At 72.4% G+C, this 23480-nt stretch carries 27 protein-coding genes; 6 read left to right on the plus strand and 21 right to left on the minus strand.

Annotation, left to right across the window (positions count from 1 at the left end):
* Window positions 1-108: 108 nt before the first annotated feature.
* From ACZ52J_RS34100 to ACZ52J_RS34195, 20 genes are all read right to left on the minus strand, one after another.
* Complete coding sequence (locus ACZ52J_RS34100) at window positions 109-840, minus strand: hypothetical protein (protein WP_465624297.1); 732 nt, start codon at window positions 838-840, stop codon at window positions 109-111.
* Window positions 841-967: 127 nt separating this feature from the next.
* Entirely contained in the window at window positions 968-1276 is a 309-nt protein-coding gene (locus ACZ52J_RS34105) for a hypothetical protein (protein WP_465624298.1), read from the minus strand.
* Between the two features lie 48 nt (window positions 1277-1324).
* A complete protein-coding gene (locus ACZ52J_RS34110) occupies window positions 1325-1519 on the minus strand; it encodes a hypothetical protein (protein ID WP_465624300.1) in 195 nt (64 codons plus the stop codon).
* Window positions 1520-1586: 67 nt separating this feature from the next.
* Window positions 1587-3056, minus strand: coding sequence for a DNA/RNA helicase domain-containing protein (locus tag ACZ52J_RS34115; protein WP_465624302.1), 1470 nt, complete (start codon window positions 3054-3056; stop codon window positions 1587-1589).
* Window positions 3053-3874 carry a hypothetical protein gene (locus ACZ52J_RS34120; RefSeq protein ID WP_465624304.1) on the minus strand — a complete coding sequence of 274 codons (822 nt, stop codon included), beginning with the start codon at window positions 3872-3874 and terminating at the stop codon, window positions 3053-3055. The genes ACZ52J_RS34115 and ACZ52J_RS34120 overlap by 4 nt, the downstream gene beginning before the upstream one ends.
* A 19-nt stretch (window positions 3875-3893) precedes the next feature.
* Window positions 3894-4040: a hypothetical protein gene (locus ACZ52J_RS34125; RefSeq protein WP_465624306.1), complete on the minus strand. Its 147-nt coding sequence runs from the start codon at window positions 4038-4040 to the stop codon at window positions 3894-3896.
* A 14-nt stretch (window positions 4041-4054) separates the two neighbouring features.
* Window positions 4055-4180 (minus strand): hypothetical protein, encoded by a 126-nt coding sequence (locus ACZ52J_RS34130; protein ID WP_465624308.1) that lies wholly within the window; start codon window positions 4178-4180, stop codon window positions 4055-4057.
* 86 nt (window positions 4181-4266) lie between these two features.
* The gene (locus tag ACZ52J_RS34135; RefSeq protein ID WP_465624310.1) at window positions 4267-4695 is read right to left on the minus strand and encodes a hypothetical protein; all 429 of its coding nucleotides are present in this window, start codon (window positions 4693-4695) and stop codon (window positions 4267-4269) included.
* Window positions 4696-4698: 3 nt separating this feature from the next.
* On the minus strand, window positions 4699-6903 hold the full coding sequence (locus ACZ52J_RS34140) for a hypothetical protein (RefSeq protein WP_465624312.1): 2205 nt from the start codon (window positions 6901-6903) through the stop codon (window positions 4699-4701).
* A 134-nt stretch (window positions 6904-7037) separates the two neighbouring features.
* Window positions 7038-7274 (minus strand): hypothetical protein, encoded by a 237-nt coding sequence (locus ACZ52J_RS34145; RefSeq protein WP_465624314.1) that lies wholly within the window; start codon window positions 7272-7274, stop codon window positions 7038-7040.
* Window positions 7271-7810, minus strand: coding sequence for a hypothetical protein (locus tag ACZ52J_RS34150; protein WP_465624315.1), 540 nt, complete (start codon window positions 7808-7810; stop codon window positions 7271-7273). The genes ACZ52J_RS34145 and ACZ52J_RS34150 overlap by 4 nt, the downstream gene beginning before the upstream one ends.
* A gap of 160 nt (window positions 7811-7970) precedes the next feature.
* Window positions 7971-10193 (minus strand): coiled-coil domain-containing protein, encoded by a 2223-nt coding sequence (locus tag ACZ52J_RS34155; RefSeq protein WP_465624317.1) that lies wholly within the window; start codon window positions 10191-10193, stop codon window positions 7971-7973.
* Window positions 10194-10234: 41 nt separating this feature from the next.
* Window positions 10235-10492 carry a hypothetical protein gene (locus ACZ52J_RS34160; RefSeq protein ID WP_465624319.1) on the minus strand — a complete coding sequence of 86 codons (258 nt, stop codon included), beginning with the start codon at window positions 10490-10492 and terminating at the stop codon, window positions 10235-10237.
* Between the two features lie 127 nt (window positions 10493-10619).
* Window positions 10620-10877 carry a hypothetical protein gene (locus tag ACZ52J_RS34165; RefSeq protein ID WP_465624320.1) on the minus strand — a complete coding sequence of 86 codons (258 nt, stop codon included), beginning with the start codon at window positions 10875-10877 and terminating at the stop codon, window positions 10620-10622.
* Window positions 10878-10994: 117 nt separating this feature from the next.
* A complete protein-coding gene (locus tag ACZ52J_RS34170) occupies window positions 10995-11666 on the minus strand; it encodes a hypothetical protein (protein ID WP_465624321.1) in 672 nt (223 codons plus the stop codon).
* Window positions 11667-11770: 104 nt separating this feature from the next.
* Window positions 11771-12226 (minus strand): hypothetical protein, encoded by a 456-nt coding sequence (locus ACZ52J_RS34175; RefSeq protein ID WP_465624323.1) that lies wholly within the window; start codon window positions 12224-12226, stop codon window positions 11771-11773.
* A gap of 271 nt (window positions 12227-12497) precedes the next feature.
* Complete coding sequence (locus ACZ52J_RS34180; protein WP_465624324.1) at window positions 12498-12629, minus strand: hypothetical protein; 132 nt, start codon at window positions 12627-12629, stop codon at window positions 12498-12500.
* Window positions 12630-12634: 5 nt separating this feature from the next.
* The gene (locus ACZ52J_RS34185; RefSeq protein ID WP_465624326.1) at window positions 12635-13048 is read right to left on the minus strand and encodes a hypothetical protein; all 414 of its coding nucleotides are present in this window, start codon (window positions 13046-13048) and stop codon (window positions 12635-12637) included.
* Between the two features lie 176 nt (window positions 13049-13224).
* Window positions 13225-13815, minus strand: coding sequence for a hypothetical protein (locus tag ACZ52J_RS34190; RefSeq protein ID WP_465624327.1), 591 nt, complete (start codon window positions 13813-13815; stop codon window positions 13225-13227).
* Window positions 13816-13929: 114 nt separating this feature from the next.
* A complete protein-coding gene (locus ACZ52J_RS34195; protein ID WP_465624328.1) occupies window positions 13930-14685 on the minus strand; it encodes a hypothetical protein in 756 nt (251 codons plus the stop codon).
* Window positions 14686-15096: 411 nt separating this feature from the next.
* Here ACZ52J_RS34195 and ACZ52J_RS34200 point away from each other — a divergent pair, with 411 nt between their 5' ends.
* The 5 genes from ACZ52J_RS34200 to ACZ52J_RS34220 all read left to right on the plus strand — a co-directional run bounded on the left by ACZ52J_RS34200 (window position 15097) and on the right by ACZ52J_RS34220 (window position 21740).
* Complete coding sequence (locus ACZ52J_RS34200) at window positions 15097-15843, plus strand: GntR family transcriptional regulator (protein WP_465624330.1); 747 nt, start codon at window positions 15097-15099, stop codon at window positions 15841-15843.
* Window positions 15844-16075: 232 nt separating this feature from the next.
* Window positions 16076-17089, plus strand: coding sequence for a P-loop nucleotide/nucleoside kinase family protein (locus ACZ52J_RS34205; protein ID WP_465624378.1), 1014 nt, complete (start codon window positions 16076-16078; stop codon window positions 17087-17089).
* The gene (locus ACZ52J_RS34210; protein ID WP_465624331.1) at window positions 17086-18300 is read left to right on the plus strand and encodes an HAD family hydrolase; all 1215 of its coding nucleotides are present in this window, start codon (window positions 17086-17088) and stop codon (window positions 18298-18300) included. The genes ACZ52J_RS34205 and ACZ52J_RS34210 overlap by 4 nt, the downstream gene beginning before the upstream one ends.
* 23 nt (window positions 18301-18323) lie before the next feature.
* Complete coding sequence (locus ACZ52J_RS34215; RefSeq protein ID WP_465624380.1) at window positions 18324-19148, plus strand: NAD(P)-dependent oxidoreductase; 825 nt, start codon at window positions 18324-18326, stop codon at window positions 19146-19148.
* A gap of 738 nt (window positions 19149-19886) precedes the next feature.
* Window positions 19887-21740, plus strand: a complete 1854-nt coding sequence (locus ACZ52J_RS34220) for a hypothetical protein (RefSeq protein ID WP_465624333.1) — start codon at window positions 19887-19889, stop codon at window positions 21738-21740.
* Between the two features lie 113 nt (window positions 21741-21853).
* Here the strand turns inward: ACZ52J_RS34220 and ACZ52J_RS34225 are convergent, their stop codons facing one another.
* Entirely contained in the window at window positions 21854-22516 is a 663-nt protein-coding gene (locus tag ACZ52J_RS34225; protein WP_465624334.1) for a hypothetical protein, read from the minus strand.
* Window positions 22517-23062: 546 nt separating this feature from the next.
* On the opposite strand from ACZ52J_RS34225, the gene ACZ52J_RS34230 reads away from it, so the two are divergent.
* Window positions 23063-23437, plus strand: a complete 375-nt coding sequence (locus tag ACZ52J_RS34230; protein ID WP_465624336.1) for a hypothetical protein — start codon at window positions 23063-23065, stop codon at window positions 23435-23437.
* Window positions 23438-23480 lie beyond the last annotated feature (43 nt).

A 23480-nucleotide genomic window follows, 5' to 3' on the forward strand; every position in this document is an offset into this window, starting at 1 on the left:
AGGTGAGTGCGGGTGCGGGGGCGCCGCGGCGCCTTCTGGGGCCGCCGGGCCCAGCCGCCGGGTGGCGGGCGGGTCCGGCGGCCCCCGGAGAGGCCGGGAGCGGGCGGGTTACTGCTCGGGGGTCCAGGTGCGGAACAGGCGGGCGGGGGCGGCCGGGTGGGGGGCGTGGGTGCCCAGGCCCGGGGTGAGGCGGGCGGTCATGGTGATCTGGTGGGCGTGGCGCAGGGCGGTGGTGGTCAGCGGGAGCGGGGGCTGGAACACCACGCCCCAGGTCTCGATGCGCAGGCTGATCCCGGCCGCCCGGCCGGTGCTGGCGATCTCCTCGGCCAGGCGCACGGTCTCCTCGTCGGTGGACAGGTGGGGCCAGTCGCCGAGGGTGATGGTGATCAGCGGGTGCTCGGGGCTGGGGAAGTAGGCCGTGTTGTCGCCGGGGTCGCCCAGGCGGCCGCGCAGCAGGCCGGCGGCCTCGCGCAGCAGGGTGACGGTGTCGGTCTTGGTGGTGGCGGTGCGGGCGGCCAGGCCCGGGCGGGCGCCGTATGGGTCGGCGACCCACGGCTCGGTGAGCGGGCAGGCGTGCTCGGCGGCGACCAGGTGGTCGATCAGCGTGCTGGACCCGGCGCCGGTGCGGGCGCTGATGTGCAGGTTCACGGTGCCGTTGGTGTTCCACAGCGGCACCCGGGCCACGGTGCCGTCGGCGTAGCGGCCGATGGCGACGGTGCCGGTGGCGGTGTCGATGAGCTGGTCGGCCGGCGGGCGGGGCGCCGGGTCGGCGAGCTGGGAGGTCTCCTGGTGCTCGCGGGTCAGTTCGGCGTAGCGCTCGGCGGCGTGGGCGGAGGTCATGGCGTGATGTCCCTTCGGTAGACGGGTCGTGCCCGCCGCCCTGTGGTGGGCGGCGGGCACGGTCGGGGTGGCGTGGGTGGTCAGTCGGGGCGGCGGGTGGTGCGGCCGGCGGCGAGGATCTCGCGGATCAGGCGGGCCGCCTCGGGGGACTGCTTGCCAGTGCGGGTCTGCCGAACAGGTACGCGGCCTCGTCGGCGACGAAGACGACCCGGAGGGGCAGGCCGGGCGGCAGCTCGGGGCGTCGGGGCGCGGCGGTCAGCGCCCTGCGGTGGCGCAGCTCCATCGCCGCGCGCAGGGCGGTGAGCGCCTCCTCGAAGGTGCACTCTCCGATCGGGCGCAGCCGCACACGCGGGTCGAGGGATGCCTCGGCGAGGAACAGGTCGACGGCGCCGATCTGACCGGTGCCGAGCGGAGAGTGGGCGGCGGGGGTGTTCACGGGCGGGTCCTTCCGGTCGTGGTGCTGGCGGGCGGGGCGGGCGGGTGGTCAGACGCGGATGCTGCCGATGAGGTGGACCAGGCCGGTGAGGAGCTGGTTGATGGTCGGGCCCAGGCCGGTGCTGGCGAGGGTGAAGCCGAACAGGATGAGCGTCAGCCCGGACAGGATGCGGACGGCTCCGCTGCGGTAGAGGAAGACGGTGGCGATACCGAAGACGATGGCGAGGGAAGCGGAGACGACCACGGGGGCTCCAGGGCAGGACGGGGCCGGGGCAGCCGTGTCGGGCTGCCCCGTGCCGGGGTGTGGGGTGTCAGCTGGGCAGGGTGTAGCGGCCGCCGCCGAGGGCGACGATCCGGTCGGCCTTGCCGAGGGCGGTGAGGTTGTTGCGCAGGACCGGGGCACTGACGGGCTTGCCGCCGTCGGCGTTGACGGCGGCGAACAGCTCGTCGAAGTCGAGCACCTGCTGCTCGTCCTCGTCGGCGTCCTCCAGGGCGCGCACGACGCGGGCGGCGACGGTGGCCTTGCCGGTGCCGGCGCTCTTCTGCTCGGCGGCAGCCTGCTCGGCCAGGCGGGCCGTCTCCTCCTCCGCGGCCGCGACCAGGTGGGCCGGGCCGTCGCCGTCGCGGGTCAGGTACGCGGCGCCGGCGGCCTCGTGCGAGGTGGACTCCAGGTGGGCGGGCTCCCCCGGCCCGTACAGGTCGAGGATGAGCGGGTCCAGGCCCTCGACCTCGTGCATGGAACCGACGGGGAAGAACCGCATCATCGCGGTCGGCCGGTCGGAGCCGAGGAGGTAGGCCATGCCGCCGGTGTTGCCGCCGGGCTTGGGCTTGACCATGCCGCGGGCGGAGGCGAACCGGGAGCGCAGCAGCGGCGGGCCGCTGCGCTTGGGGATGGGGACGATGTGCGTGCCCGGGGGCAGCAGGCCGTCGGAGACCAGCGACTGCATCATCGAGCTGGACCAGCGCAGCAGGATGGTCTCGCCTTCCTTGAGCATGCCGCGCAGGGTGTCGGAGCCGCCGAGCTCGTCCACGTGCGAGGCCTGCGCCGCGATGGAGATGCCGACGCCCACCGAGCGGCCGGTGCGGCCGAGCTCCTTGATGAGCGCGGCGACCTTGTCCCGGTACGGCGCGCCCTTCTCCAGCGCCCTGTTCGCCTCGTCGATGCGCACCGACAGCAGCGGATCGGGCCGGTTGATGATGAACGAGCTGCGGCCCATCGCGGCGTAGCGGCGCATCCGCTCCTCGGCGACGCGCACCGCCGCCTGGAGCATCGCGAGCAGGCACTCCTGGGTGGTGACCCGCCAGTCGACCTGACCGGCCGCCTCCGGCACCGACTGCCCGCCCTTGAGGTCGGCGAGCCAGGACACGATCCCGGAGCGCTTCTCGGCGGCCAGGATCAGCTGCAGAGCGCGGGACTTGCCGGCGCCGGTGGTGCCGAACAGGGCGCCGCGCTGCGCCCCGGAGCCGGGGACGTAGAGGCGAATCTGGGCGGGCTGGCCGTCGTGGTAGCGGCCCACGGTCAGCCAGCCCTGCGCGTCGATCACCAGGTCTTCGCCGCAGACCGGTTCCAGCTTCTCCAGCGGCGGGTCGCGGTAGATGGTGACCAGGGCGCGGGTGAGGCCGTCCGTCTCGACCGCCATGCAGGAGGTGTCGAGGATCTCCAGGGAGGAGGCCAGGGCCCGCAGGTCGTAGGTGAGGAGCTTGCCCGGAGGGACCTGGACCTCCAGCTCCATCACATCGACGTCCAGGCCGAGCGGCGCCGGGGCCATGGTGGTGGTCATTCGGGGCGCAGCACCTCTTCCATCTCGCCGGTCTTGGTGTTGCCTCGCCGGATGGCGATCAGCTGGGAGTGGGGCATGGCGCCGGGGGCGATCTCCTTCTCCCAGCGGGTGAACGGGTCCATCTCCTGCTTGGCGACGTCGGCGCCGGTGCGCTCGGTGACGACCAGCTGGCGGCGGCCGGCGCCGTGGCCCTTCACCGGCGAGATGGAGATGAACTCCTCGGGGATGTTGGTGATCGCCGAGATCGCGGCGATCGGGATGTCCGGCACCGGGCGGCCGCCCTCGGCGACGATCTGCGCCCGCCACTCGGTGCGGCCCTCGAACACCGCGTGCTCGAGAAACGTGCCGGCCGCCGGGGACCGCTCCATCTGCGCCCACTGCGCCCAGGAGAGCACAAGCTGATCCGCCAATGTGGTGGGAACCAGGGCCTGCGGCCGGTAGTCCGGAGTGGCGGGCACCTGGGCGCTGGGGTGGACCAGTTCGCGGGCCAGGCGGGAGGGGCGCTGCCACCAGGTGACGCCCGTCCAGACGGCGACGGCCAGGCCCTCGCCCCAATGCACGCCCGGGATGATCCGGAAGGCGACCATCTCGCCGAGCGCGATCGCGGACGGCGTCGCGTACAGGGCGCTGAGCACGCCGGGGGTGCTGCGCCGCCAGGGCTGGATGGAGACGGCGGCGGACAGGACGGTGGTGCCGAGGACGACCGGGGTCGCGACGGGCAGCACGTGCGGGGTGAAGATGCTGGCGGTCAGGGCGGCGGCCCCGGCCGCGGTGGCGGCGCGGCCCGCGAGGTGGCGGGCTCGGTCGAGCTTCGGCACGGCGGATTCTCCTCTCGGGTCAGGAGGCGAGCAGGTGGACGAGGGCGGCGATCAGCAGGAGCGCCAGGACGGCGAAGGGGAGCAGGCCGAACAGGCGCCGGCCCTCGTCGGCCGGGTCCTCCTGCCGGGTGGTCAGGAAGCGGAAGTAGCTGTCGTTGTCGGGCACGGCGGGTTCTCCTCTCAGCGGGCAAGGCGGGCGTAGAACTCGCCGAGCAGCCACAGGGCGCCGGCGGTGATGACGAGGGCGGCCAGCAGACGGGCGGGCAGGGTCTGCGGCTTGGTGGTGTCGCGGTTGTCGCGGGCCACGGGGGCGGTCCTTCCGGGTGCGGGTGCGGCGCTGCCCGGCACCGCGGGGTGCGGTGCCGGGCAGCGGGCGGGTTGGTGAGGGTGGGTCAGCGGTTGGCGTAGAACTCGCGGTTGGCCGGTTCGACGGGCATGTTCTGGAACGCCTCGGTGACGGCGCCGTAGTCGGCCTGGTGCGCCTCGGAGGCCTCGTCGAACAGGCTCGACATCTCCTCGCACTCCTGGGCCATGGTGGTGGCGTTGGCGAGCGCGCCGCGCATGATGTTCGCGGCCTCGTGGTGCTCGACGACGGTGTCGGCGTCGACGTTCATTCCGGAGGCCATCTCGGCGAGCTGGTCGACGCTGGCCGCGCAGTCGCCGACGTACTCGAACGTGGACTTGGCGAGGGCGGCCATGTGGCGCAGGGCCAGGCCGGCCTTGGCGAGGCGGGCGATCAGGATGCCGTAGCGGACGCCGTCGGCGACGACTTCGACGGCAGCGGAGACGGCGCCCCGGGCGGCGGGAAGCAGGTCGGACACTGCTTACTCCTTGTGGTAGTGGGTCTCGGCCGGAGCGGCGTAGCCGTGGTCGCGGGTGACGTCGGCGGGACGCTGGTGCTTGGCGGCGGCGTTGTCGGCGGCGGTCTTGATGGCCTCGGACGCGGCCGGCAGGGCGGCGGCCAGGGCCTCGGCCTCGGTCTTGACCCGGCCGGCCTTCTCCAGCAGCCGGTTGCAGTAGCCGAGCAGGCGGCCAGGGATCTTGAGCTGCATCACCTGGGCCTTGAGGTTCTCCAGGTGGTGCTCCAGGTCCTCGCACGCCGACGCGGCGTCCTTCGCCTCGTCGACGCGGTCGAGGATCTCCTCGGCGGCGGCCTCGTCGGCCTCCACCAGGTCGTAGATGTTCAGTTCGGAGTCGGCCGACGGCGCGTACACCTCGACGGATGCGGTCATGTGGTTCCTCACGGCGGTGGTCGTGCCGCCCCCAGCCACCGCGGCGGACCCGGTGGCGGGGAGAGCGGCGGGCGGGGCGGGCGGCGGGGGCTGCTTGGGGATGCGCTCCAGGGTGATCACGGTCTCGTGGACCATCCCGGGCGGCCGCTTCGCCCGGCCCCGGTCCGCCGAGGGCCCCGGGCCGGTCCGCGTGCCCGACGACGTCGACGACCGGGAGCCCGTCGTGGAGCCGGTGGCGGAGGTGCGGGCGTTGGTGCGCTCCCAACGGGCCCGCGTCCCGGCCTTCGCCGAGGTGGTGCCCGTCGAAGACGGGCCGCCCGCGGCCGGCCCGGAGGCCGGACGGCTCGCCCCGCGCCTGGGCCGCTTCGCCCAGGCGGCCTTGGCCTTCGCCGAGGCCCGCTTCGCGTAGGCCCTCGGGCCCTTGCCCGAGCCGCTGGTCTTCTTCGCCTTCGCGGTGGTGGCCTTGGTCGTCGAGGCGCCGGGCGCCTTGCCCTTGGTGGGCGGCTTCACCCCGGCCTTGGTAGAGCTGGCCGTCGTCATCTTCGGCGTGCCGGATCCGGTGGCCGCCGCGGGCTTCTTCTTCTCCTTCTTCTTGGGCTTGCGCTTCTTCGGCACCCGCCAGACCGGGGTGTGGTTCTTGCGGCGCTTGTCGAGGCGCCGCTCAGCCTCTTCGCTGATCGCCTCGCCCAGCGTGGTGCGGCGCCCCGGATCCGAGCCCGACCCGCTGCCGGCGCTGCCCTTCTTACTTCCGCTGGTGGAGCCGCCCGAGCCCGAGCCGCCGGAGCCGCCCTTCTTCGTGCTGGCGGACCCGCCCGACCCGGTGCCCGACGAACCACCGGAGCCCTGCTTCGCCCCGGCGGTGGAGCCGCCCGCCGCCGAGCCGCCGGAGCCGGAGCCCTTCTTGGAGCCGGACGAGCCGGACGAGCCGGTGCTGTCCTTCCCGTTGGCGCCGGACTTGCCGTCGGTGTTCTTGCGGTCCTTGTCCTTCCCGCGCTTCGACCGGTCCGGCGTGGCGCCGGAGGTCTCGTCGCGCTGGCGGTCCGCCAGGCCGCGGCCCCGGCCGGGCGAGCGGCCGGCCCGTGTCGTGAGGCTGGCGTCCGGCCTTGGCCGGTCCGGGCCGCCTCCCGTCTTGCTGCCCGGGCCTCGCTGCTGGGCGCCGGGCCGGTCGCCTCCCTTGCCGGAACCGGGCTGGTTGGAGCGGAACGTGGCGGGCACCTGGGCGGGGCCGCGGCCGGCCTGCCCGCCGCTGCCGCCGCCGGAGCGGCCGGACCCTCCGGCTGCGCCCTGGCGCTGGCGGGCCTGCTGGCCCCACTCCGGGCCGGACTGGACCCGGCCGCCGCCCGTCGCGGCGGAGGTCTTGGCGGCTTTGGCGTCCTTCGCCTTCTCTGCGACCTCCTTCACCTGGTCGGCGCGGGCCTTGATCCAGGACGCGACGCCGACCGTGCCACGGGCCGCCGCGAGGGCGATGGCGGCGAAGGTGACCATCGACAGCGCGACCGCGTCGCGGACCGGGGCCGGGCCTCCGCCCGGGCCCGGCGCGGGGGAGGCGGAGGTGGTGGCGACGGCCACTTCCCCGCCCCCGGCTGCGCTCTCCGGCAGCGTCGCCGGAAGGACGGCCGGGGCCGCCGGACGGCGGTGGCGGACCCGGGGGAAGGAGGGCGGCGAGGCCGCGGCGGCGGGTGCCGCAAGCGCCGGGGAAGGTGCCGGCGCGGGGGTGTTCGGGGGCGGCCCGATGGGCGGGCGCAGACCGATCCGGGGGTGCAGGGTGACCACGTTTCCGTCGTCGGAGTCGCTCAACTCGCCCTCCTCTCAATGTTGACAGTCAGTCACTGGTCTGGGAGCCTCGCGCGCGCGCGTCGCGCGCGCGCCTTGGGGCCCCGTGATGAGCTCGCGGAGCCGGTGATGATGATGATTTCGGGGCCCTGGCCCGGTCACCCTCCGTGCTGGTTGCACCAGGCGTCGAGGTACTGCGCGAGCTCGTACCACTTGGTCGGATCGCCGTTCTTCTCGGCGAATTTCGCGATCGCGCGGGCCCGGTCGAGCACCACCGAGGCGAGCTCCTGGTCGCTCTGCGCAGCGTCCTGGCGGTCCTTGTAGAACTTCGTCAGGTTCGCCAGGCGGCGCTCCATCGCCTGGCGCGCCGCCTTGTCGAGTGCCGTGCCGCTCACTGGCCGGTGCCCGTCTTGAACATGTCGAAGACCGGCGGGTAGGCGGGCTGCGCGGGCGCGCCCGCCGGCTGTCCGGCCCCATCCGGTCCGGCCTGCCCGGCAGCGTGGACCGCCATCTGGCGCACCAGGTCGTTGACGTTGCCCGCGGTGCGGGCCACCTGCGCGCCCTTGCCGCTCTTCTCCAGGGCCTTGGCCTCGGCCTTCGCCTCGCGGCGCTTGGGCAGCTCGACGTAGAGGTCCTGGTGGGTGGCCCGCAGCTTGCCCGCGAGGGTGATGATGGCCTGCGCGTGGCCCTCCATCAGGTGCAGCAGCCGGGCCGTCTTCCAGGCGTGGAAGGCGGCCTGGAGGCCGTTGTCGCCGGCGGGCGGGTTGTGCTTGAGGTCGCCCTGGAGGTCGTTGGCCAGGGCGCGGAAGTCGTCGCGGTGGTCGCGGAAGATCTGGCGGATCTGGTCGGTGTACATCGCCATGCCGCCGGGGGCGAGGAGCTGGTCGGACTTCCATCCGAAGTCGCTGGTGTACTCGTCGTCGTGGGCCACGGTGGCCGTCCTTTCACGCGCTGGTGGGGAAGGTTGTCGACCCGGGCTCCGGCCGGACGGCCGGGTCTTATGGTGGTGGTCGGTGCCGTCGGCACCTTCGGCAGCCACCAGGGCGAATCCCGCGCCCTGGTGGCCACCGGAGAGGCCGAGTGCTCGTCGGTCAGCTCGCCTTGGCGAGGTCGCGGTAGGCGGAGACGCGCCGCGACGCGGTGGACTTGGAGACGCCGAGCTCGTCGGCGATCGGCTGCAACGGCAGCTTCTCCGGCGGGCCCTGATGCCGTTGCACGTGCCGAGTGATGACCTCGATGTCGGTCTCGGTCAGGACCCGTGCAACGCTCACCGTCGTTGCACCGGCGCTCGACGACGCGGCGGCGGGCGTTGCGCCCGACCCAGGCGTTGCAGCCGTTGCAGCCGTTGCGTTGCAGCCCGTTTCACCGGCCGCCAGCGCCAGCCGCGTTGCAGCGCCGACCGTTGCACGACTCCCGCCACCAGCGGTTTCACCCGGAGCGGCGGGCCGTGCAACGGGCGCGGGCGCAACAGCCGGGGCCGGTGCCGGGGCGGGCTGAACCAGGGCCGTTGCAGCGCCCGTTTCAGTCCCGTTCGGCTCCGTTGCAGACGGCTCGTCCGCCGAGTCGGTGTCGTCGTCGTGCGTTGCAGGGGCGTGCGGGATGAGCGCGTGGACGCGCCACACGACGATCGGTGCGATGCATGCAACGCCGACGATCAGCTGCCACTTGGCGTGCCACGTTCCATCCGCGCCCTGCTCGACACCGAGCAGGTGAGCGTCGGCGATGTGGAACACCGCGTTCGCGATGATCATTGTTGCCAGCGCGACGGCGACCTCGCCCGGCTTGCGAGCGCGGATCGCGGACATCGCCCACACGTCGATCGCCACCGGCAGGAGCCAGCCGATCGCGGCCGGGATGCCGACCAGCATCGCCAGCGCGTACTCGCCGCTGGCGGTCAGGCCGACGCCGGCGCCCAGCGCCAGCCACGGCGCCTTCGTCCACGCCCAGCCGGTCAGCTGGGTGGTGCGGCGCCGGGCCTTCGAGGCCCAGCCGCGCTTGCGCGCCGCCTGCTTGGCTGCGATCCGCCGCTCCTCCGCGACCAGGACCTGGACCCTGGCCTCGGCCTCGACCACCTGCCCGGCCGCCCCCTTGATGAGCTGCTCGGCCTCGATCCGGGCCTGGTTGACGATCCGCTGCGCCTCCGCCTCCGCCTTGCCGCGCAGCGCCTTGGCCTGGCGCTCCACCTCGGTGGCCCGGCTCTCGGCCCCGGTGCGCAGGGAGTCGGCGTGCTGCTGGCCGCGCTCGCGCAGGCCGGCGGCCTGGCGGGCGGCCTCCTCCCGGATGGTCTCGGCCTCGTTCTCCGCTTCCTCGCGCAGCCGCTCGGCTTCGGCCTGGGCGGCCTCGCGGATCTCGTCCGCGTCCGCCCGGGCCGTGTCCTCCAGACGCGCGCGCAGTTCCTCGGCCTGGCGACGCAGGTCCTGGGCCTGCGCCTCGGTGGCGTCGGCGAGCTCGCGGGCCTTGGCGGCGGCGGTGTCGCGGATGCGTTGGGCATCGGCGGCCGCGTCCGCGCGGGCTTGGTCGGCGGCGGTCAGGGCGTCGCGGCAGGCCTGGTCGGCCAGCGCCCGACGGCCCGCCAGGTCCTTCTCCGCCTCGGCCTGGTAGGCGTCGACCCGGTTGCGGGTGCGCTCCAGGGCCTCGGTGGCGTCGGCGAGCTGCTCGCGGGCGGTGGTGAGGTCGGAGTCCGACTTGCGGCGGATCTGCCGGGCCTCGGTCTCGGCGGCCTCCACGACCTGGCCGGCCGTCTCGGTCGCATCCGCGATGATCTGCTCGGCGACCTGTCCGGCCTTCTCCTCGGCCTCGGTGAATGCCGCGGCCGCCTGCCGGGCCTGCTCCTTCGCCTCGGCGAGCAGCTGCTCAGCCATACGGTCAGCCTCGGCGCGGACCTGGTCGGCCGTCGCCTGGGCGTCGGCGAGCGTCTTCGCGGCGCTGGCCTTGGCGTCGGCGAGCAGCTGCTCGGCCTCGGCGCCGGCGGTGGCCGCGCTCTCCTGGCGTAGCGCCTGGGCGTCCTGCTCGGCACCGGCCAGGAGGTCGGCCGCCTGCTGCCGGGCGCCGTCCAGGATCTGCGCCGCCTGGTCGTCGGCGGCCTGGGTGAGTGCGGCGGCGTCGGCGGTGGCCTTCTCGGCCAGGCCGAGGAGGTCGGCGGCGCGGTCGCGGGCGTTGGCCAGCTCCTCGCGAGCCTGGTCGAGCACCGCGTCGGCCGCCTGGTCGACGACGGGCGCCGGGGCAGTGGGCTGCTCGGCCGCGACCGGGGTGGTCTTCTTCGTGGGGGGCTTCGCCGCGGTCGTGCGGCGCGCCGGGGTGCGTCGGGTCGCCACGAGGGCTCCTCCTCTATATATGCGCGCGGGGAACGCGGTGGTCAGCGGCGGCGGAGCCAGGCGACGCGGTCGGCGTTGCCGTCGGCGTCCATCACCAGCCGGACGTAGCGGGCGACCTCCTCACCGCGGGCGCAGCAGCCGCGCCAGGTGAAGGCGGCGGCGAAGGTGCCGGTGCGGAAGGCGGCGGCAGCCTCCAGATCGCCGTCGGCGATCCGGGCCTTGATGTCGCGGGTGAGCTCCCGGTGTCCCAGGAACTCGGTGACGGTGTCGGTGACGACGTTGCGCAGGCGCTCGAACATCGGGGCTGCTCCTCTCCGGTCCCGCCGGAGTCGGCGGGCGGTGCGTCGGGCACCGTCGAACACCGCCGCGCCCCGCACCCGGCGATCCGGGGCGGGGCGCGGCGGCGAACGACAGCAACCGGCGAACTCAGATCCGGTTGGGCTGGACGTCGAAGAACAGGGTGCTCGCGCCGGCCAGCTGCGGGGTCTGGCGGACCATCTCGCCGATCAGCCAGGCGTAGAGGTCGTGGCGGCTCATCCCGGTCGGCGAGCAGGTGCCGGAGGACGTGGAGACCATGTAGCCGACGCCGTTCGGCATCGGCTTCTGGAGGGTGATGACGTACTGGTGCGTACCCTGCTGCGGCACGGCAGCGGCGGGGGACTGGGCGGTGGCGGTCTCGGACATCTGATCTCCTGTGGTTGGAGGGACGGTGCGTCGGGCACCTTCGAACACCGCCGCGCCCCGCTCCCGGCATGGGGGAAGGGGGGCGCGGCGGCGAACGACAACCAACCGACGTGGTGGTCAGGCCTGGTGGTCGCCGGTCAGGTTCGCAACCTGGCGCAGGTGCTCGCGCTGGCGCTCGACGGCGTTGAAGACGTCCTGGTTCAGCGGGTTGCGGCCCCAGCTGTCGTAGTCACTGCGGGCGCCGATCTCCCAGGCGGTGTCGAGGCCTGCCTTCGCGGCAGCCTCGCGCTGGGACAGGTTGCTGTAGTTGTGCGCGGCGTGGACGTCGACGATGGCCCGGGCCTTGCGGTCCCAGGCCGCGGCTGCCGTCAGCGCCTTCTCCTGGGCGGTGACCAGCTGGAAGACGGTCGAACGCCACTGGGTGTCGGCGGTGGAGTCCAGGGAGGCGAAGAGCTGGTCCATCTCCTGGCGGGCCTGGGTGTAGGCGGTCCACGGCTCGGTGGCGCCGATGCCCGCGGCCTTCAGCTCGCGGACGTACCTGGCGTCGAGCCACAGCCTGTGGGCGTCCTCGTACTCGGCGGCCAGGGCCTCGCGGGCGGCATGGGTGAGGGACTCGTCCCGCCATGCCTCCGCCGGCATCACCGGTTCTTTCTCGGTACCCGTGAACGGCTTGAAGGTGAAGATGAGGTTGTTGAACTCGGTCTTCGCGGTGCCCTGGTAGTTCTGGTGGTGACGGCCTTCGAGCTGCTGAGCGATCTTGTCGAAGTCGCCGAGGCTGATCACGAACATGGTGTCCTCCGTGGAAGTGGTGGAGCCGGTGCGCCGGGCACCCTCGAACACCCCCGCAGCCAGCGGTCTGGGGCGGGGGCGAACGACAGCAACCGCTGCGGGGGTCAGGCGGTGTGGGCGAGCTGCTGGACCGCGGCGGTGGTCACCGGGTGGGCGATCTCGTCCAGGACGTGCTGCCAGGCCGGGCTGGCGGCCTCGCGCCGCGCCCACGGGTCAGGGTCGTGGGTCAGCTGCCAGGCCGCCCAGGCCTGGGCGAAGCTCTCGTCCTCGGGCTGCGCAATAACCTGGTCGCGCTCGTGGTCCCAGGCGGTGCAGTGCCGGCGGATCCGGTCCTCGCCGACGGTGCGCACGGTGATCTGCCAGGTCGGCCAGCCCTCGCGCGGGCCCGGGTCGATCGCCAGGACCTCGTAGGGGGTGTCGGTGGAGTAGGCGGAGTAGGCGGAGCGGTAGATGCCGCCGACGCGGCGCGGGCCGATCACGCGGGCGATCCAGCGGCGGGTGCTGTCCGCCTCGTAGTACGCGCGGCGGGCGGGGGACGAGGTGCGGGCGCGGTGCTTCATGACGGCCTCCAAGGCGGGATGTGCGGGCGCCCGCTGCGCCCCGGGCCGAGGTCCAGCGCACAGCGGGTCTCCCTCTGGTGGGGTGCCGCCGACCGGAGGGGTCGGCGGCGGTCGTCACTTCTGGGCGTCGGCCTTCTCGACCTAGTCCTCGGGGCTGCTCATCGGCCACCGCCGGCCGGGGAGGGCGGGGCCGGGGGCGCGGGCGCGGGCGCGGGCGGTTTGGTGGCGCCGCCGTTGCCGTTGGCGTACGCGCGGCAGACGTGGGTGATGGTCACTGAGTGCCTCCGGTCTGCTGCTGGCGGAGCTGTTCGGCGAGCTGGCGCTCGGCGGCGTGCTGCGCCTCCAGGCGGGCGATCTGCTCCTGGATCTGGCGCTGCAGTTCGGCTGCGGCCTGATCGGTCATCGGGGTCAGCCGGCCAGGGGGAGGGTGTGCAGGGCGGCGACGGCGGAGGCGGCGGTCGGGAGCGGCCGGGGCTGGGCGGGGACGGTGGTGGTCCGGTCGGCGATCGTCTCCAGGAGGTCGGGCGACTCGGTGCGCCGGCGGGCCTGGGGGAGTCCGGCCGGCCACTCGCGGGCGCGGTCGGCTCGGACCCGGCGGACGGCGCGGTCCAGCAGGACGAGAAGGCCGTCCAGGCCGCAGTGGTCGGTGGGGTAGTGGCCGGCGGCGACGTCGGCCCACACGTCCTGGGTGACGTCCTCGTCCAGGCTGGTGGCGTCCGGGCCGATCTCGGCGAGGCGCTCGGTCGCGGCGGCGAGGAGCCTGCAGGAGTAGCGGGTGTAGAGGTCGAGGAGGGTGTCCTCGTGCGCGATGATGGTGTCCACGGTCGTGTTCCTCTCGTCTACTGCTGGTGGGTGGTGCGACCGGCAACGGCCCCGGGGCGCAATCCCGGGGCCGTACCTGTTTGTTCTGGCTGCTGTACGAGCAGCCACGGCCGCCGCCCACCCCGTCGTGCTCGGGGTGGGCGGCGGCCGTAACGGTTCGTGCTGCTGGTGGTGGGTCAGGCAGGGCGACGCCCGGGCCGGGTCTCGTCCGGCTCGGGAGCGGCGCCGAGGTACTGCCCGATGAGGTATCCGGGGACGATGGCCGCGCACTCGTGCCACGACGGCCGATCGCGTGCCGACGGGACGCGGGCCACACCCTGCTGCGCCCCGTCACGGTTACGGGCCAGGTAGGCGATCAGGTGGGTACGCATCAGGCCACCGCGCGCTGCGGGCGGGGGCTCTCGGCGGCGCGGGCGGGGGAGCTGGGTGCCGGTGCCGGGTGCGGTGGCGAGGGCGAGTTCGGTGGCGGCGGTCGGGTCGGCGGCGGTGTCGAGCCGGCCCGCCAGGTCCACCGGCGGGCCGTAGCGGAGGCGGTTCACCAGCAGGTCAGCGTTCCTGTCCAGGAGAGCCAGGACCTCGGTGAACGTGAGGGCGTGGGTGGCGGTGAACTCGACGGCGTGCAGCCACAGGTCGCCGCACAGGTCGTCGACGGTGTCCTCGTCGGTGTCGAGGCCGGCCTCGTCCAGGAGTTCCTGCACGAGGTCGCGCAGGCCGGTCGCGTACCAGGTGTAGGCCTCAGCGACCGTCCGGCTGGGGTTTTCGAACATCACGGTCTCCTCGTGGTGGGTGTCGCTGGGCAGACTGTTGTGCAGGCAAGGTGACGCCGCCGCCCACCCGGGATCGGGTCGGCGGCGGCCGTGGTCGTTCGTGCTGGTGGTGGGTCAGGCGACGGCGCGCTTGCGCACCGGGCTCGCTGCGAGCACCTCGTCTGCGGTGGGCCTCTGAGCGATCGACCGGGCTCCGACCGGCACCGCCGCGCCCTGGATCGGCGAGCGCGCACCGACCAGCGAGTCCCGACGGGTGGTGTCGGTGGCCCTGACGACCTCCTCTACGTCCGCCCACTGCTTGACCCGGCGGGCCGGGGCCGCCTTCGCGCTCTGCTTCTCCGACTTGAGCAGCCGCGTGTGGGCGGCGAGCAGGCTCAGGCCGTCGCGGCACTTCACCTCGTCGATGCAGACCGCGCAGCTGGCGCGGTGGCGGCTGAGGTTCACGTACGCGGTGTCGGCGGTGGCCGGGCTGTTCAGCGCCGGGGTGACCGGGGTCTTCACCTTGCGCAGGACCTTGGTCGACCGGCGGGCTGCGACGTCCGCGCTGGCCTCGACCCGCTGCTCCTGCCACCGAACCAGCTCGACGTCGATGATGACCAGCCGGTTGGAGTTGCTGCAGCGACGGGCACCGGGGGTGCCGGCCTTCGTGGTGTGGTGCGGGGAGATCTTCCACTCCCGGCTCCCCTTGTTCAGGGTCAGCGGGCACCAGGTCCGACAGGCCGGGCAGGCCAGGACCTCGGCGCGATGGGTGAGCTGGACCGAGGTGAGCGGCAGCTTCGACACCAGAAGCGCCGGCTGGGAGGAGACGTTGGTCGTGCGGGTCCGGCTCTTGCGCTGCCGGGCGGTGGGGATCGCGGTCGAGGTGGTCATCGAGTGCTCCTCGTCTGTGCGGAGGGAGGTGAGGGCCGCATTGCGGTGCTCTCTCCGCCCGCCAGGCCGGCCGGAAGGTCCGGCGCCCTGACGAGCGGACAGCGCATCAGCACTGCTGCGAGGCAGTCGCATGGGTTTGGTGGAGCTACCCGGCACCCGAACTGTGGGCGGCGACTACCTGCGGTTTTCGTACTGCTCGGCGTTACCGACAGCACATCGACGCCCGGGTGGGATTACAGCTCAGCCCGTCCGTCGTCGCGGACCGTAACTGGTCCGGTGCAATCGAAGATAGGGATCCATTCCCCACGTGTCAAGATGGTTTAGTCATGTCGTGACGGGCGTCAAGATAATGACGTTTGTTGCTTGACGCGATAGCCTGTAGCCAAGCAGCCGCTCGATAGGAGACTCACGTTGAACGCCAACACCATCGCGGCCGAGATTCGGGAAGGGATTTCGGCCGGGCGCTACCGCCACGGGACGCGCCTCCCCGCCGTACGTAAGTTGGCGGAGGAGCGCGGCGTGAGTCAGCAGACCGTCGCTGCGGCCTACGCCCAGCTGGCGGCTCTAGGCATGGTCCGCACTGAGCCCGGCAGCGGCACTGTCGTCACCGCCAGCCGGACCACCGAAGCCCACCTGGGCACGTTCGGCCCCCCTGACTTGAGCGTGCCGATCTGGAAGCCGGCATTCGGTGGTGAGGCCAGCGAGGCCACCACCCTTGTCCGCCAACTGCCTGCACCGCCACATATGGCTGCGTGGGGGATCGCTGGCACCGATGTCGTGGAGCGCACGCGGGTCCGCTCGGTAGACGATGTCCCGGTCCAGCACAAGCTGACCATCGTGCCCTACGAGTTTGCCTCTCGTCAGCCTGAGGGCCACGAAGGGGTCCCACCCCTGCTGGCTCCGATCGGTGCCACTCGCATGTCCCCCCCGGCCGGAGTTCGCTTCGCTGACTGGCTCGGCTGGAACGTGCTGCGCACCGACACCGTGATCTCTGCCGAGCCCATGGATCAGGCCGCAGCAGCAGCGCTCGGCGTGGCAGAGGGCACCCCGGGCTTCCGGATCCTGAGCATCGCTCGCGATCCGCAGGAGTCCACGGTCTTTGTGACAGTCAGCACCACACCGCTGAATCATTTGCTGACACTGAGCATTGCCGGCTGACCACGTGGCCATCGGCCGGTGACTCCGGTGGCCACGTGACGGCGAATCGGCTGCTTCAAGATCTCTGTCTCTCATGGGATACATCACAGCGGCCATGTAGCTGACAAAGAATCACATGGGCGTCATCAGCTCCATCAACACGTTCATACACACGTATTCACATCTGCGTACACACGGGTTTTGGCTGGTCAGCCCTAGGCTGCCGGGCATGGTGACACTGGAGGGTGGGGGCATGGCCAAGGGACGTGCGGGGTGGCGGCCTGACCTGCTGCGTGCGCAGCGGGAGGCGCACGGGCTGACGTTGGAGAAGGCGGGGGAGCGGCTGCGCCAGGTCGCCGAGGAGGCGAAACTCAAGGGCATCCCGGCCGCGAACCCGCAGACGTTGTGGCAGCACGAGCAGGGGGAGGTCTATCCCGGCCCGCACTACCGTCGGGCGTACTGTCTTCTCTACAGGGCGACGGATCCTGAGCTCGGGTTCCGAGCCGCACTTCCGGGCGAAGAGACGAAGTTCCGTCTGACGCCGGCGAGCGACGATCACAACGGGACGCACGTGCTCGCTGTCGAGCGGGCAATCCACCGGATCGCCCCCGGCAACGACGAAGCCGACCACATGGGCGTGCAACAGCGGATCCTGGACGCCTGGAAGCGCCGACACACAGGCGGCGACCCGCACCGGCCGGTCGTGGTCCTGGTCGGCGGCTACGCCGGGTCCGGGAAAACCGAGTTCGCCCGATTCCTGGCCCAGCTGACCGGCTGGCCACTGCTGGACAAGGACCCACTGACCCGACCGCTGGTGGAACGGCTGCTGGTGGCACTCGGCGGCGACCCGAACGACCGGCACACCGACCTGTACCGCGACCAGGTGCGCAACGTGGAGTACGACTGCCTGATGCAGGCGGCCTGGGCCAACATCAACTGCCGTATCAGCACCGTGCTGTCCGCGCCGTTCATCGCCGAGATGACCAACACGGACTGGATGCAGCGGCTCACGAACCGGTGCTCCTCGCTCGGCGTCGACGTTGCGCCGATCTGGGTCCAGTGCGACCCGGAGTCGATGCGCGAGTACATCACCTTCCGCTCGGCCGCCCGGGACGCCTGGAAGCTGCAGCGCTGGGACGAATACCTCCAGACCATCGACACTGACCTGCGGCCGGCCGTGCCGCACCTGGTTGTCGACAACCGGCTCGGCGCCGCGATCTCCCTCGCTGACCAGGCCCGCCAGGCAATCCGGGAGGTCTACGCATGAACGAGGCGCCCGCCGTACGCGGCGTGATCCTCTACGGCCCGCCGGCCGCGGGGAAGGACACCATCACCCGGGCCCTGGCCGATCTCGACTCCGCCTTCTCCTTGTTCTCGCGGGTGAAGGTGGGGCCCGGCCGATCCGCCGGCTACCGCATGGGCACGCCCGAGCAGTTGGAGGAGCTTCGGACTTCGGGCGCGGTCGTGTACGAGAACTCGCGGTACGAGAGCACGTACGTGACGGATCGGCCGGGGCTGGACACTGCGTTCACAGCTGGGGTTCCGGTGATGCATCTGGGCCAGGTCGACGGGGTGCGGGCCGTGCTCGACGGGTACCCGGCACAGTGGCTGACCGTCCTGTTGTGGTGCCCGCGGGAGGTGACCGAGGCCCGGTCTGCTGGCCGGGGCGACGCGGACACTCCGGCGCGGCTGGCCGCGTGGGATGCGACTCGGGCCGACCTCGACGCCAACCCGGGCTTCCGGTTCGATCTGACCATCCGCACGGATTCGGTCGCGCCTGCGGCGGCGGCCGCGCAGATCCGGCAGACGCTCACCACGCCGCGCGGCGACGGCGAGCTGGTGATGGTGGACTTCGACGACACGCTGATCGACCGGCTCGCAGCGGTGACGACCTGGGTGACCGGATACTGCGCGGGGCACGGCCTGGGTCCGGAGGTCGAGCAGCGGATGCTCGATGCCATGCGCATCCGGGCGGACCGGGACGTCATCGAGGGCCTGTGTGCGGAGCTCGGCCTGCCGGAGTCGGCTGACGAGCTCTGGTCACGGTACGAGCCGGAGCTCGCCATGTCGGTCCAGCCGTTCCCCGGTGTGGTGGAGGCGCTGGCCGCTGTGCGGGAGGCTGGCCGCCAGGTCGTCGTCGTCACCAACGGCGGCGCGCAGATCCAGCGCGCCAAGCTGAAGGCCTCCGGCATCACCGACGTGGTCGCCGACGTGTGTATCTCCGAAGAGATCGGCGCCCGGAAACCGGACCGCCGGATCTTCGAGGCCGCGGCCGCCAGTGTCGGCCGGGACCTCTCCCAGGGCGGGTGGATGATCGGGGACAACGCCGAACTGGACGTCGTCGGCGGCCGGGAGGCCGGGCTGCGCACCGTCTGGATTTCACATGGCCGTACCTGGCCGGGCGGGGTGGGGCCGGACCTCATCGCCCGGACTGCCGTGGAGGCCCTCGCTCTCGTCCGCAGCGGTGGTGACCGGTGACGTCGGATCAGCCGGTTGTTGGCGTGCTGCACCCTGGCAGCATGGGCGCGGCCGTCGCGGCCTGCGTGGTGTCGGCGGGCACCCGGGTACTGTGGTGCCCGACCGGGCGCAGCGCCGCGACCGTTCGGCGCGCCGAGCAGGCCGGGCTGGAGCCGGTGGCCGAGCTGTGCGAGCTGCTGGAGCGGGCCGAGGTCGTGCTGAGCCTGTGCCCGCCGGCCGTTGCCGAGGACATCGCCAGCGAGGTCGCCGGGTATGGGTTCGCTGGTGTGTACGTCGAGGGCAACGCGATCAGCCCAGAGCGGGTGCGGCGGATCGCCGACCTGGTGGGCCGGAGCGCTCGGGCGGTGGTCGACGGCTCGGTGATCGGCTCCCCGCCGGTCGGCGGCAAGAGCACGCAGTTGTTCCTCTCCGGCCCGCCGGATGCCGCCCAGCTGGTCTCGGGACTGTTCTCCGGAACGGCGGTCTCGACGCCGGTCCTGGGACAGGAGATCGGTCAGGCGTCCGCGCTGAAGGTCTCCTACACGGCCTACCAGAAGGCGTCCCGGGTCCTGGCTGCGCTCTCGTACGGTCTGGCACAGCATCACGGCGTCGACCAGGCGCTGCTGGACGTGGCCGGCAAGCGGTCAGGCAGCTACCTGGTCGAGACCGACTACATCGCCAAGACCGCAGCCCGGGCGTGGAGGTGGGCGCCGGAGGTGGAGGAGGCCGCCGACACGCTGCGGGCGGCGGGCCTGCCAGACGAGGTGCTGCGTGCTGTGGCCGAGACACTCCAGCGTTGGACGGACACGAAGGACAACCGCGAGCTCTCGGCTGAGGATGCCCTCAGGATTCTGCGGGAGCGCATGTGAATGGGGGCTTGCCGGGTCGTCAGGCTGCTGGAGCGTCAGATCGACACGGTGAACGCATCGCTACTCCGCGTCCTAACCGCAGGGGTAGGCTGTGCCGAGAAGTGATCAAAAACGACTTCGCCGCCCAGGCTGTGAGGGCCCGGGCGGCGGTGAAGTGGATCGGCGCCCCTGGCCGGGGGCCCGTCCCGGTCAACCACGAGAAGGGTGGTGACGTGATGAAGGGTACCCGTGGCAGGGTCCCCATGAACGCGCGGCACCCCGCCGTGGAGTCGACCGGTTCGAGGTCGCTTCGGCGGGGTGCCGTCGTCGTGTTCGGACACACCTCTCCCCCGCAGGGGGTCGGTGTGACTTAGTCGTCTTGGGGGCGCCGGCCTTTGGCGAGGCCAGCAACCCCGGGTCGCTTCCAGTGGATGGCACCACCGTTAGCGGTCCTACGAATCCGCTCGACTAGCAGGTCGAGCGATGGCCCGGAACGGGCTCCGGTTTGGCGGCCGGGGCTCGCGATGGGCGGTACTTCGGTTCGGGATGAACCAACACCCCCGAGGGGGCGCTTTACCGACCCCCGACGAAGGGGGCCGTTGCCTTACTCACGTACGAGCAGGAGGCTCTGTCATTTTGCAGCAGCTCAGCACCCCTTTCCAGTCTTCCCATGCCACGGCCGACGGGCGTGGTGTCCCCGGTTTGAGCTCGGACGATGCCCTCGGGGAGGGGGGAGAGATCTCCTCCCCCGTTCCTGCCATGGGATTCGTCGGGGGACCGGTTCAGGGACCGGTTGTCGAATCCGCCGCGCACGCTGTCGACAATGTGACACACATCACTCGTTCGGGTGAGGCTTCGAGTGTCACACGATCGAGTCCGAACCATGGGATTCCGGCCGTGCCGGTCGTTCCCGGCCAGCGGTCGGAGGCACGAACCGAACTCGCCGCCAGCGCACGGTGGACCGGCCAGCAGGACGCCGACAAGGCGCCGGCTGAGCAGGAGGAGGGCGTCAGCTCGTCGTTCCCGGTCCGTTTCCCCGTCGCCTGGCTGGGCCTGGCGACAGGAGATCAGGTCCGCGCGGCGACAGTCGTGGCGGACTACTCCCGTGGGAAGGCCGGCTACTGCTGGGCGGCGAACGCCACCATCGCCGCCAGCTTGGACCTGCATCCGAAGGCGGTGGCCGCGATGCTGCGCGAGGTCGAGGGCGTCCTGGTGCACAGCGTGCCGCGCAGTGGCGGCACGAGTGCCCGGCGTGTCGATCCGATCGGCCCGGACGTCCGGGCGGTGTGCATTTCGGCATACGCCCGCGACACCCTTTCCGGGAGCCGGTTCAAGGTGTATTCGGGGCTGAGCTACCGCGAGCACCTGGGCACGACGACCTCGGCGAGCCAGCTGGCGAAGCTGTGCTCGCTGGACGCCGAGACGACCCGCAGGGTCGCCAAGCAGTTGGTCGCCGAGGGCTGGGTCACCCGGCACGGAGACGAGGGGAACGCGTACCGGTACACCGTGAACCCGGCACCGGTGCGTGCCGCAGTCGCCGACGAGGGTCCGTCCCCCCAGTCGTGCGCGCCCGCTCCGCAGGACCTGATGGAGAGCAAAGAAACCCCCCTCGTTTCGGTTCCCACCACCCCCCCGGTTTCGGTTCCCACCACCCCCCTCGTTTCGACTCCCCAAACAAGCTCTCTTGATCAAGCTTTTCTGAACAAGCCGCCCAGCGCCGTTGGTGGTTGCTGTTCCGGCAAAGCCGACACGTCCGTACCGCGCGACACGGGCGTGCGCGAGACCTGGGCCGCCCCAGCGGTCGAGCTGGTACCCGCCGTCGCTGAGCGGGCCGCCGTCGGACCGCGCCCAATCGCGGCTTCGCCGGAACCGCAGAAGACCCCCATCGCGAGCACGATCAACCCGACTATCGGGACCGCCGTCCTGCCGCTGGTGACCGTCAGCACCAACGTCCACCAGGTCCTGCGCCTGGTGCCGGACCTGGTGGACCGGATGAACCGCTGGCAGCAGCGGGAGATGGCCCAGGCGATCGGCCAGGCGATCCACGAGGCCGGCGGGGACGTCGAGCGGGTCGCCGACCGGCTGCTGCGCCGCTACGCCTCGCTGGAGCGCGGCAAGGTCCGCGACCCGTACGCCTGGCTGCTGCACCGCGGCCTGCCCCGACGCGGCTGCCACCGGCCCAGCTGCGAATCCAGCACGGACGTCGAGCGCGGCGGGGACTGCCAGACGTGCGCGTACCACGTCGAGGGTGCGCAGCACCGGGCCGCGATGCGGCGCCAGGCCAAGCGGGACCTCGTGCTGGTTGAGGCCAACACCAGGTCCGGCATTGCCCTGGCCCCGGTGCCAACGGACAACCATGGCCCGGTTGACCAGGCAGAACAGCAGCGCTTGGCCTACTGTGACCGCCACCGCCGGACCGTGCTGCCTTGCGGTCTGTGCGCACCGTTGCCGAACCAGCCCGTCCTGCCCAGGATCCCTCGGGCGATCGACGGCGTCGAGCTGCCGCCGGTCACCGTCCCGGCCTGGATGACCGAGGACCACTCCGAGGGCATCAGCCTGCGTGAGCAACTGGCCGCCCGCCGCCGCGACCGCGCCCTCGCCGGGAGCCGCTGATGGCCGCCACCCACTGCTTCCGCCGCGTGCCCGCCGCCTGCGCGGCGCCCGCCGCGACGGTGCTGATCCGAGTGGACACCACCACCAGCAAGCCGCGCTCAATCGTCGGACTGCTACGGAGCCTCAGGCCCGCACAGCTTGCAGAGCCGGAACTGCGCTCCGCCCCGAGGCCCGGTGTGCGATCGCACCCACGCGGCGGCCTCATCGACAGTCAGCACCCGCACGTTGGAGCCCTGGTATCCGCGGTGCGCGAACTCCCGCAGCAGCCGCGCCTCGCGCCCCGCCGGATCCCGTCCCGGGCGGTCGGCCAGGGAACCGGCACTCTGGGATTCCTTGCAGACGGAGCGGTGCAACGTGCGCTTGCCAGCCGCGTACGGGTACTCGCTGGGGGCAGTGAGACGCTGCCCCTGAACGACCGCCTCAGCCCTGAGCGCGTCGAATGCCGGCTTGGCATCAGCGCAGACTGTGCACCCCACCGGGCAGTCGGAGCCCCAGGGCGCGCTGCTGACAGGTTCGCCGTCCAGTCCGGGCGACGGCTCGTCGTACGCCTTGCGGATCTCCTCGGCGAGGCGAAGGAGCTGCTTGTGGAGCTCCTCGGCGGATGCACTCTGCCGGGCGACCAGGGACACCATCTCGATGACCGCGGGCAGCTCGATGGAAATTCCCCAGCCGACCTGTCCACGCCGCGCCGGGTTGTGGTGCAAGCCCCAGCAGAACTGCACGTTCTCCACGCGCTCGCTGCCGAGAGGAAGGTTTGCGGATCCGTCGATGGGCACGATCTCTTCCTCGTTCTCCCGTCCGATGACGTGCGCAGCGTACTGCCGACACCGCGATCGCATTTAGGCCTTCCCGGTCCTTCTCTCCGACACCGTCTGCCTTCCAGGCATCGGAGGCGGTGAGCACCCGGTGACCCAACCCCAGACCAGCGGCGCCGACCTCGCCCGCACCGCCCCGCGCGCTGCCCGCCAGGCCGCCCGCGCGAACGGCAACACCCCCGCCAAGCGCGGCACGCCTGCCATCCGGCAGTCCGGTGCCCGCAGCCGCGAGGCTCGGGAACCGCAGCCGATCGCGGACGTGTTCCTCGCCCTGGTCGCTGCCCACGGCTGGACGCTCGGCACCGCCGGTGGAGGCCTGCGCGACCGCTGGCCCGACATCGTCGGCCCCGATGCCGCCACCCACTGGCACCTCGCCGGCTACGACCCGACCACCCGCCGCCTGCGCGTGGTCGCCGACTCCCCGGCCTGCGCCGCATCCTCGCCGACCTCGAGCAGCTGCGCCCTGGCACCGTCCGGGCCATCGACGTCCGCGTCGGCCCCGCCCCCGTGGTGCAGCACGACCAGGACCCTGACGACCAGCCCACCCGCCGCGACGATCGGCCCGCCGCCCAGCCGACCCGGCCCCCGCTCGCCGACCATCACGCCTACCAGGAACTGCGCCGCCGGATGCGCGAGGACGCCGCCGCCCGCCAGGCCGCGCTCGACGAGGCCGCCGCCGGCCCGGAAGCGATCCTGCGCCGGAACTACAACCGGCTGCGCGAGCCCGAGGACATCGTGGTCACCGACGCCGACGACCACGCCCGGCAGCAGCGCGAACGCCACCGCGCCGCTCTCACCGTCGCCCGCGCCACCCGAGCCGGGGCGATCCCGCTGCGTCCGGCGTGCCCGGTCGCACGGGCCAGCACCGCGAAGTCGGCCTGAGTCACCTGATCGGGTGACACCAAACAGCCCTGCCCCACCTCAG

The sequence above is a fragment of the Kitasatospora sp. NPDC034035 genome, from assembly GCF_055575755.1.